Source organism: Vibrio sp. MOR3 (assembly GCF_001557775.1).
Taxonomy (GTDB): domain Bacteria; phylum Pseudomonadota; class Gammaproteobacteria; order Enterobacterales; family Vibrionaceae; genus Vibrio; species Vibrio jasicida.
This window is the reverse complement of record NZ_LNRD01000004.1, coordinates 438,233-447,570: the sequence shown is the minus strand read 5'-3', so window position 1 is coordinate 447,570 and position 9,338 is coordinate 438,233. Positions and strand designations below refer to the sequence as shown.

The 9,338-nt window shown below is 46.5% G+C and carries 9 protein-coding genes and 1 riboswitch; of the genes, 6 read left to right on the top strand and 3 right to left on the bottom strand.

Annotated elements, in window-relative coordinates:
- Positions 1-412: 412 nt before the first annotated feature.
- Positions 413-937, bottom strand: coding sequence for a DUF3087 domain-containing protein (locus ATB76_RS11835; RefSeq protein WP_038868217.1), 525 nt, complete (start codon positions 935-937; stop codon positions 413-415).
- Between the two features lie 158 nt (positions 938-1,095).
- Here ATB76_RS11835 and trmY point away from each other — a divergent pair, with 158 nt between their 5' ends.
- Positions 1,096-1,695, top strand: a complete 600-nt coding sequence (trmY, locus tag ATB76_RS11830) for a tRNA (pseudouridine(54)-N(1))-methyltransferase TrmY (RefSeq protein WP_005374282.1) — start codon at positions 1,096-1,098, stop codon at positions 1,693-1,695.
- A 77-nt stretch (positions 1,696-1,772) separates the two neighbouring features.
- On the opposite strand, the gene ATB76_RS11825 is transcribed toward trmY, so the two are convergent.
- Both ATB76_RS11825 and ATB76_RS11820 read right to left on the bottom strand, forming a co-directional pair.
- Positions 1,773-3,116 carry a TldD/PmbA family protein gene (locus ATB76_RS11825; protein WP_061035270.1) on the bottom strand — a complete coding sequence of 448 codons (1,344 nt, stop codon included), beginning with the start codon at positions 3,114-3,116 and terminating at the stop codon, positions 1,773-1,775.
- Positions 3,116-4,501: a TldD/PmbA family protein gene (locus ATB76_RS11820; RefSeq protein WP_045423382.1), complete on the bottom strand. Its 1,386-nt coding sequence runs from the start codon at positions 4,499-4,501 to the stop codon at positions 3,116-3,118. The genes ATB76_RS11825 and ATB76_RS11820 overlap by 1 nt, the downstream gene beginning before the upstream one ends.
- 480 nt (positions 4,502-4,981) lie before the next feature.
- A riboswitch (TPP riboswitch) is annotated at positions 4,982-5,092 on the top strand.
- 104 nt (positions 5,093-5,196) lie between these two features.
- Between ATB76_RS11820 and thiD the strand changes: the two genes are divergently transcribed.
- Genes thiD through tenA form a run of 5 tightly spaced genes read left to right on the top strand, consistent with a single transcriptional unit; the run spans position 5,197 to position 9,327 of the window.
- A complete protein-coding gene (gene thiD / locus ATB76_RS11815) occupies positions 5,197-6,069 on the top strand; it encodes a bifunctional hydroxymethylpyrimidine kinase/phosphomethylpyrimidine kinase (RefSeq protein ID WP_061035269.1) in 873 nt (290 codons plus the stop codon).
- A complete protein-coding gene (locus ATB76_RS11810; RefSeq protein ID WP_061035268.1) occupies positions 6,059-6,814 on the top strand; it encodes an ABC transporter ATP-binding protein in 756 nt (251 codons plus the stop codon). The genes thiD and ATB76_RS11810 overlap by 11 nt, the downstream gene beginning before the upstream one ends.
- On the top strand, positions 6,807-7,607 hold the full coding sequence (locus ATB76_RS11805) for an ABC transporter permease (protein ID WP_061035267.1): 801 nt from the start codon (positions 6,807-6,809) through the stop codon (positions 7,605-7,607). Before ATB76_RS11810 ends, ATB76_RS11805 begins: the two co-directional genes overlap by 8 nt.
- A gap of 46 nt (positions 7,608-7,653) precedes the next feature.
- A complete protein-coding gene (locus ATB76_RS11800; protein WP_104029950.1) occupies positions 7,654-8,604 on the top strand; it encodes an ABC transporter substrate-binding protein in 951 nt (316 codons plus the stop codon).
- Positions 8,605-8,658: 54 nt separating this feature from the next.
- Positions 8,659-9,327: a thiaminase II gene (gene tenA / locus ATB76_RS11795; RefSeq protein ID WP_061035266.1), complete on the top strand. Its 669-nt coding sequence runs from the start codon at positions 8,659-8,661 to the stop codon at positions 9,325-9,327.
- The last annotated feature ends 11 nt before the right edge of the window (positions 9,328-9,338 follow it).

Below are 9,338 nucleotides of genomic sequence, written 5' to 3'. Positions count from 1 at the left end.
AAGACTTGATTGGTCACTCAGTTCATTGAAACCTAATTTGAAACCGCTCTTTATTAAGAGAAATTTCTAATTGGATTATCATCAACGAGTGCCCACACAGATTGATAGGTCTATATTTTTAAAGAGCTTGCTTCGTAAGCTTTGCTATCGAAGCGGAGGCGTATTCTAAGGAATTAATTCTTAGTGTCAAACACTTTTTCAAATTAATTTTTAGAAACTTTTCTTTCGCCTCATTGCCAACCACTTTTGCGTTTCCGCTTTGCCCTGACAACGGAGGCGCATTATAGGGAGATGATTTTTCTTGGCAACCCTTTTTTAGAAAAAAACTTAAAAAAAAGCGTCGAGTGATGAAATCTCACTCAAACGCTTATTTTTAGCACTTAGTTGTTAACTTAACGTAGCAAATAGGCAATCAATATGTATCTATCCAAGACTCTTCAAAGCTTGTGATATCAAGATCCAGAGACTTCGCCGCTTCGATTTGCTCAATAGCCTCTAATTCTTTATTTACACTGCTCATCGTCAATGTGTTGTTATCTAGCTCAAACACCTGACTTTGAGTCGTATAGTAGAACTTAAGTATCGTCAGTGCTTTTACATCGTGCTCAGTAGAAGCGGCTTTAATACTTTTCAGTTTGCGAAAGATCTTGTTGTGCAGCTGCTTGAGTTTCCAGACATACAACACTTCTTCCATATAAGGGCGTGTTTTGAATTGGTTCAGCAAAGACAGTGAAGTGACTAAGGCGAGCACAACACCAATTAAGTTCCAATGAAAGTTCCCCGTCGACTGTTCAGGTACTACATCTGTATTACCGAACAAGACAATTAATAAAGTACTAAAAGCAAGAGAAGAAATAGCAAGCAAGGCAACAAAGCAACCAATCACTAAGTTGACCTTCTTTCTATAAACTTGTTTGTTTATTTTTTTGATTTCCATATACCGCTCCTAACAGGTTGCCTCTATTCTAACCAGCACACTCCGCACGACAATCGAAGCTTTGTAAGTAAGTTCACATTTGCTATTAAACTCGCATCCCTTCCCTGCTTGGGTATATACTTCCGCGCATTCACTCTTCCTATATAGAGGCTAAATTCATGCGCTCTTTTGTTTTACGAGCTCGCGCGGCACCAACCACCAGCAAAGCACTGTTAGAAGGTGTTGGTAATGAAGCGCATACAGAGATTCTTGCTCATACCATGATGAACACTATGTTCGTTGCTCAATCGCACCGTGAAGATGTGGTTGTGCACTTGGTTTTAGAAAGCACAAAAGATTTCTCACGCACCATTACTATTCGCTCCAACGACATCACCAACATTGGCGGCTTCCATGAGTCAACCTTGATTGCAGCAGTGGCTCGCGCTTTGGATGCTTCGGTTGGTATGGGCAAAGAGCAACTTCGTGAAGTCGAACCTGGTATCACCGTTCGTACCGTCAGTTTTGAACGCCTAGTGCAAGAACTGGCAGAAGATCACCAACTATATATGTTGGATAAAAAAGGCGAATTTGTTCGTGATGCAGAAATCGGTGGAAACCCATGTTTCTTGCTAACTGACCATATTCCGATGCCGAAGAAGTCTTTTAACAGCTTGAAACGCCTTGGCACAGAGAAGATCAGCTTAGGTCCTAAGATGCTTTTCGCTTCTCAGTGTGTGGTATTGATCCACAATGAACTGGACATCCGCGAATTTTAATTCTCACGAGTTAATCACTCCATATAAGAAAGAGGACTCGATTGAGTCCTCTTTTTGTTTCTATAGGAATGCTGGGGTTATTTACCACCAATGCTCAAACGAGCAAAACGCACGTCTGGAGCAAAGAAGGTGCGACTATCGCTAATAAGCTGAGTATCACCTACCGCCTCAACTTCTTGCAGCATCTTGTAGAAGTTACCCGCTACAGTGATACCACGCACTGGTTGAATGCGCTCACCATCACGGCACAAGAAGCCACTCGCACCAAATGAGAAATCACCACTCACTGCATCCGCACCAGAATGGACACCTTGAAGTTCGACTAACTCTAGGTACTCACCCGCTTTTACTTCTGATGCACTGCTGCCGCCGGTCGAAATCACTTTATGATTCGCTGAAACGTCTAGACTCGATTTTGCACCGCGAGCGGCACTTGCTGTCGAGACTGCGCCCAAATAACTCGCAGTCTGGCTGTTGTGTAGCAAGGTTTTCAATTCACCATTGGCAATCATTACATTGTCTTGAGTAGCAAAACCTTCACTATCAAAGCCCGAAATTGCCATACCATTTGGCATGTAAGCCGTATCAGTAAAGGTAATCAAGTCACTCGCAACACGCTGACCAAGCTTGTCACCCAATGGCGTAATGCCTTTCATCGCGCTTACGCCGGAGAAAGCACTGCCAAAAGCACCGAACAAACTTGCTAGCGCATTGATATGGAAGATTGCTGGGTAGTTACCCGTAGCCACTGGTGCGCCTTCAAGAAGATCACGAGCAAGGTTGTAACCGCCTTCAATGCAGTAAGTTGGGTTCAACTCATCAAAGCGACGACCCAGTGACATTCTACCGGCCATCGACTGTTTACCGTCTTTTTCAAACAAGGTATAAGCGTAACAAGTAAACGAGCGTTCGAAGTGTTGGCACAACGAGCCTTGTGTATTGGCAATAATTAATTGCGTTTCGCCATCACTATAACCATTGTAAGGTGCGCTAGAAGCGTGAGGTAGCGCTATTACGCCTTGCTCAAGTGCGAGAGACATTTCAATCTTTTCATCAACCGAAGTTGTGTCTTCTTGAGCAATCTCAGCGAAAGCAGTCGTGATTTCGCTGTTCACGCAGCTAATAGTCTGATGTTCATCTTGCTTGGAAAAACGAGCGCTTTGCAGTGCATTAGTCAGCATCAAATCTAAGCTTGGTTGCTCTAAAGACTCAGAGTAGCTCGTTGCAACGCGCGCATCTTTCACAACACGAACACCCAGAACTTGGCTTGAGCTTACTTTGTACTCATCCAGCTTTCCTTGGTTCGCTTTCAAAGAAAAGCTACTGTTGCGGTTTACAATGACGTCCGCTTCTGCACCTTGGCGTTTTGCTTCTGATAGGACGTAATCAACCGCATTAAGAAGTTGTTGTTCTTGGCTCATTAGTTACCGCCTCCTACCAGAATGTTATCTACTTTGAGCGTTGGCTGACCGACTGTTGTTGGTACTGAACCACTGACTGAACCACACATGCCCGGCGCAAGCGCCATGTCTTTGCCGACCATACTGATTTCTTTCAACACTTTTGGCCCCGTACTGATCAGCGTTGCTGTTTTCAGAGGCTTGGTGATTTTACCATTTTCAATGAGGTAAGCTTCACGAACGGCAAAGTTGAACTCGCCCGTTCCCGGTTGAACCGAACCACCGCCCATCTTCTTCGCATAGATGCCGCGTTCGATGCCAGCAAGCATGTCATCAAGAGAATGCTCGCCTTCTTCGATAAATGTGTTACGCATACGCGAGGTTGGTGCGAACTTGTAGTTTTGACGACGACCTGACCCCGTAGGCTCATAACCTGTTTTCATACCACCCATTTTATCGACCATGAAGCTAGTTAGCTTACCGTCTTTGATCAATTGAGTGCGCTGAGTCTTCATGCCTTCGTCATCAACATGAATCGAGCCCCATTCGTTGGTCATGGTGCCATCATCTACAGCATTCACCGCGGTGTGAGCAACCATTTCGCCCATCTTGTCGTGGAATACGGACGCCTTCTTCGCAACTGAAGTAGTTTCTAGCAAGTGGCCACAAGCTTCATGGAAGATTACGCCACCAAAGCCGTTACCAATTACCACTGGCATTTCACCCGATGGACAAGCATCTGCGCCAAGTTTTACCAACGCTTGTTGCGCGATAGTTTGACCTAGCTCTTTCGCATCAAGCTGTTCACTGAACTCCCAGCCAGCAAGAGCGCCAGGGCCTTCCATACCAGAAGACTGCTCATTACCTTTTTGCGCAACAGTATTACCAGCAACTCGGATGTAGTGACGAGTATCGTCAACGTGTAGACCTTCTGAGTTGAAGATAGACACTTGTTGTTCGCGCTGAAGCACGCTGCCGATGAACTGGCTGATATGTTCACTCTCTGCACGTGCTGCTTGGTCAACTTGCAATAGGAAAGCAATTTTAGAATCTAGGTTAGCGTCTTTGCCAAGTGGCATACGACAACCATGTTGAATTGGGTAGCGGTTCAGATTGAGAGAACCTGCTGACGCGATTTGCTCACGCTTGTCTTTTGCTGCAAGCAGTGAGGTTACGCGTTTTAGTTCCGTTTCATTCGTGCTGTTGGTGTAACCGTAAAGCACTTTATGACCGAAGAAGAGACGAATACCGATACCAAAATCGATACCCGAGTTAACCTTATCCACTTCACCAGATGCGAGCTGGACAGTGTTGGTTTGATGGTGTTCAACGAATAGCTCGGCGAAATCAGCCCCTAAAAAGAGGGCATGATCGATCACCGCTTTCGCTGTTACAGAATTAAGCATGAAATCTCCTTGCTCGTTGATCGTCCTAGCCTTCCCCACCTTTGAGTTAGACTCTGTTTATTAAAGTCATGACCTAAATCGAATGACTCAAAGACATATTGGCAACGCGTTAAATATTAACACTTTTTTAACCTTGTTTTGTGCTAATCCTTGCTAAATCAAAGAACGATTCGTTACGTATTATGTCGATACCTCACTATTAGATAGTGTCTTAAACTGCCAGTTTCAATGCAGCACGTCATTTACTCTAAATTCTGCCACCACATTGTTGTTGGATTCACAAAGTAATTAGGGTTCCAGCTAGGCAACAAGCGAAAGAGTCCCATGAGCATAGTTAGCCTATGTGATTGGGCGAGTGAGCGCAGTTAACAACGCTGGGGCTCTAATTACGAAGGGAATCCAGTTCTCATATTTAAATGATGACTCTCTCTAGGCATAAAAAACACGTGCACCGTAACTGAGTGAACTGCTATTATCTTGACGAAATAGTCGGGGGGCCCATGCAGTGAATGCGTCGGCTGAGATCGAAATTCGAGACCCGTTGAACCTGATTCAGTTAGCACTGACGTAGGGAACTATCATCACTTTGCCACTAGCCTGCCTCAAATCTGTTTCGACGCAGCTAGCCTCAACGGATCCATACACCGATCTTCAATGGCCAAGTCAGTTCCTTTACGTCTGTAATAGGAGCGACCATGGCGCAGCAGTCAAGCCAAGAAAAACCATCAACACAGCCACAAGCAGCAACTTCAACAGACACACCGATTGTGTTGACGATTGCAGGTTCTGATAGTGGCGGCGGCGCAGGCATTCAAGCCGACATCAAAGCGATGTCCGCAACCGGCAGTTTTGCTTGCTCGGTAATCACGGCGATTACTTCGCAAAATACCCAAGGCGTTTCTGCGATTTTCCCCATTCCTCTCGACCATGTAGAGAGCCAACTCGATGCGGTATTTACCGACCTCAACATCGTTGCAGTCAAAGTGGGCATGCTGGCCGACTCCAACATCATCAAAGTTGTTGCAGACAAAATTAAACAATACCAGCCAAAACACCTCGTGATTGACCCTGTAATGGTGGCCACCAGCGGCGATCTATTACTAGAACAGTCAGCAATCAGCACTTTAAAAGAAGAATTGATTCCGCTCGCAGACATCATTACCCCTAACCTACCCGAAGGCGCAGCATTGACGGGTAAGCCAGTGCCTCAATCAGAATCTGAAATGAACGATATGATTGCTGATTTACGCGCGCTCGGTGCAAAAGCGGTGCTATTAAAAGGCGGCCACTTAGAAAAAGACGAAAACAGCAACGATCTGCTGATCATGCAAGATAGTGCAGAGTTAATCAGTGCTAAACGCTTTCCAACCAAAAACACCCATGGCACAGGCTGCACGCTGTCTTCTGCTATCGCGTCTTACCTTGGACAAGACAACAATCTGCACAAAGCGGTGCACCTTGGTAAGCAGTACATCAGCCAAGCTATCGCGCACGCTGATGAATTGGATATCGGTAAAGGTCACGGCCCTGTGAACCACTTTTTTGCAGGTCACACGCATGTGCGCTAATGCACTCGGCATTCAGCTTAACGAGGCAAGTCTGCAATACAAAGACAGCCAAACACCAACATTAGCAGGGTTGAGTATGACCATCCCTGCCAATCGATGGACTGTGTTGCTTGGTCGCAGTGGTTGCGGAAAAACGACAATCCTTCGTTATCTAGCCGGGTTGTTAGACGACAAAGTCGAATGGCATGGTGAATTAACTACGACGGATGGCATAGCTCTGCACGAACGTATCGCCTACATGGCACAACAAGACTTGTTGTTGCCGTGGTTAAATGTGTTAGACAACGTCTGCCTCAGTTCTCGATTTTCTCAAGACCAAGCACCAGAGCGAAATAAACAACGTGCACTGACTTTACTCAACCAAGTGGGACTCGCCGATTACGCGGATGCTAAGCCAGCTCAACTCTCTGGAGGCATGAGACAACGTGTTGCCCTTGCTCGCACTCTGATGCAAGACAAACCTCTGGTTCTGATGGATGAGCCTTTCTCTGCACTGGACGCGGTTACTCGCCATAAGTTGCAAACCTTGTCTGCCGAATTATTGAAAGATAAGACCGTTGCTCTGATTACCCATGATCCACAAGAAGCGGTGCGATTAGCCCACCAACTCTATGTACTGCAAGGCACGCCTGCGCAAGCCCAGCACTTAGTCGTTCCGAATTCCAAGCCGCCGCGAGTTCTCGATGGAGAGTGCGCGGCGCTACAACAAGCGATTTTGGATCAATTGGAGAAAGACTATGAGTGATATGACTCAGTACAACTCCGTTTCGGCACGTATTGGAAAAAAAGAACGCGTGACCCATCCGGCTCTGCGCTTGGTCATTAGCACAGCGGTGATCTTGGGATTGTGGCAGTTGGTCGTGGTGGTATTCGGCATGCCAAGCTTCATCTTACCTTCACCAATTGAAGTGCTGGATAGATTGGTCACTCGTTACGATGTCCTGCTCAAACATACTTGGGTTACCGCACAAGAGATTTTACTTGGCTTGGCGCTTGGATTATCAATGGGTTTGCTGTTCGCATTGCAAATGCTGATGTTCGAGCCGCTGAAGCGTTGGTTACTGCCAATTCTGATTGCTAGCCAAGCGATCCCTGTATTCGCTATCGCGCCAGTGCTCATGCTTTGGCTGGGTTACGGCATTGCATCGAAAGTAGTCATGGCGGCGATCATCATCTTTTTCCCCGTCACGACATGTTGCTATGACGGCTTGCGCAATACGCCAACAGGTTACCTCGACCTTGCCAAGACCATGGGCGCGTCTAAATGGCAGCTACTTCGTCATATTCAATTGCCAGCCGCACTACCAACTTTAGCCTCAGGTATTCGTGTTGCCGTCGTTATTGCGCCAATTGGAGCAGTGGTCGGTGAGTGGGTAGGTTCAAGTGAAGGCTTGGGTTATCTGATGCTCCAAGCCAACGCTCGCATGATCATTGATGAGATGTTTGCAGCGCTGTTTATCCTCGCTGTGCTGTCTATCTCACTCTACTTCATCACCGATAAATTATTGAAAAAAGCCATCCCTTGGGAAAGCAAATAATTACAGAAAATAACCAAAGAAAATTGGGAAAGAAAGGAAAAGCCCCGTGAATAAAAACAAACTTATGAGCGCTGCTGCTCTACTCGCTTCAGTGGTATCAACCAACGTGCTTGCCGCTGAAAAAGAGATGACACTGATGTTGGATTGGTTCGTCAATCCAAACCATGGTCCTATCGTGATTGCCAAAGAGCGTGGTTACTTCAAAGAGCAAGGTTTGAAGGTCAACATTCAAGAGCCGGCAGATCCAAGTACACCACCTAAGTTGGTCGCAGCTGGCAAGGTCGACATGGCGATTTCTTACCAACCAAACCTGACCATCGATGTCGCGGCTGGTTTGCCACTAATCCGCTCTGCGACTTTGATTGCTACGCCACTCAACACGTTGATGGTGTTGGACAACGGTAAGAATGAAAACCTTGGCGACTTGAAAGGCAAGAAGATCGGTATTGCGATCGCAGGCAACGAAGAAGCAACAATCGGCACCATGCTAGCTCAAGAGAACGTGAAGTTTTCTGACGTACAAATCATCAACGTAGGTTGGGCGCTGTCTTCGTCTCTTGCGTCTGGCAAGGTGGATGCGATTTGGGGCGGTCTACGTAACTTCGAAACCAACCAACTGGCACTAGAAGGTTATAAAGCTAAGGCCTTCTTCCCTGAAGAACACGGCGTGCCAGCGTATGACGAGTTGGTCTTCGTAGCCAATGCAAAAACCTACGACAAAGAAGCCATCAAGGCATTCAATAAAGCACTAGAGCAAGCAACCACTTACATCGTTAACCATCCAAAAGAGTCGTGGAAAGAGTTTGTGGCTTATTCACCAGACACCCTCAACAACGAGCTTAACCAACGCGCTTGGAACGACACGCTAACTCGTTTCGCTCTTCGCCCATCTGCAGTAGATCTGAAACGCTACGATGACTATGCCGAATTCATGTATTCACAAAAAATCATCGAAACACTACCGAAAGCGAAAGATTACGTACCGAGCTTTGACTAATTCTACTGACCTTAGGATCTAAGCCTAAGGTCTTTTGATAACGAGATACCCATAATGAAATACCAAGATTTGATCGACGCTTGCCGCCAAGATTGGCAAGAATACACTGAGCATGCTTTCGTGCAGCAATTGGCGCAAGGCACTCTGGCTCAGCCTTGTTTTCTGCACTATCTAAAGCAGGACTTTCTGTTCCTAAAGCAGTACGCACGAGCTTACGCGTTGGCGATCTACAAAGCGCGTACTTTGGATGACATGCGCCGCGCTCTCCCAAGCGTACATGCATTGCTCGATTCTGAAATCGCCCACCACGTGACTTACTGCGAGCAATGGGGACTGACAGAATCCGACTTAGAAAACGAGCCAGAAGATTTCGGCACGGTAGCTTACACCCGTTACGTGTTGGATGCTGGCATGACGGGCGATCTTGTCGATCTTTACGCAGCACTAGCGCCATGCTCTATCGGTTATGCCGTAATCGGTAAGATGCTGATTGAAGATGAGAACACTGTGCTCGAAGGTAACCCATACGCAAGCTGGATCAACCTCTACGGTGGTGAGGAATTCCAATCTGGTGTCGCAAAAGGGGCAGAACACTTTAATCAGTTATTGGCGGAAATCGATATCAATAGCCAGCGTGGTCAAAACCTGATTCAGGTATTTAAAACCGCAACGCGTATGGAAGTTGCATTCTGGCAGCAAGGTCTGAACGCTCAGCAAGATTAATCGGAGAGTCT

Coding starts and splice junctions, on each gene's coding strand:
- ATB76_RS11825 (WP_061035270.1), bottom strand. CDS start 3,116: ATGAGCCAAGAACAACAACTTCTTAATGCGGTTGATTACGTCCTATCA.
- thiD (WP_061035269.1), top strand. CDS start 5,197: ATGGCGCAGCAGTCAAGCCAAGAAAAACCATCAACACAGCCACAAGCA.
- tenA (WP_061035266.1), top strand. CDS start 8,659: ATGAAATACCAAGATTTGATCGACGCTTGCCGCCAAGATTGGCAAGAA.
- ATB76_RS11820 (WP_045423382.1), bottom strand. CDS start 4,501: ATGCTTAATTCTGTAACAGCGAAAGCGGTGATCGATCATGCCCTCTTT.
- ATB76_RS11810 (WP_061035268.1), top strand. CDS start 6,059: ATGTGCGCTAATGCACTCGGCATTCAGCTTAACGAGGCAAGTCTGCAA.
- ATB76_RS11805 (WP_061035267.1), top strand. CDS start 6,807: ATGAGTGATATGACTCAGTACAACTCCGTTTCGGCACGTATTGGAAAA.
- trmY (WP_005374282.1), top strand. CDS start 1,096: ATGCGCTCTTTTGTTTTACGAGCTCGCGCGGCACCAACCACCAGCAAA.
- ATB76_RS11835 (WP_038868217.1), bottom strand. CDS start 937: ATGGAAATCAAAAAAATAAACAAACAAGTTTATAGAAAGAAGGTCAAC.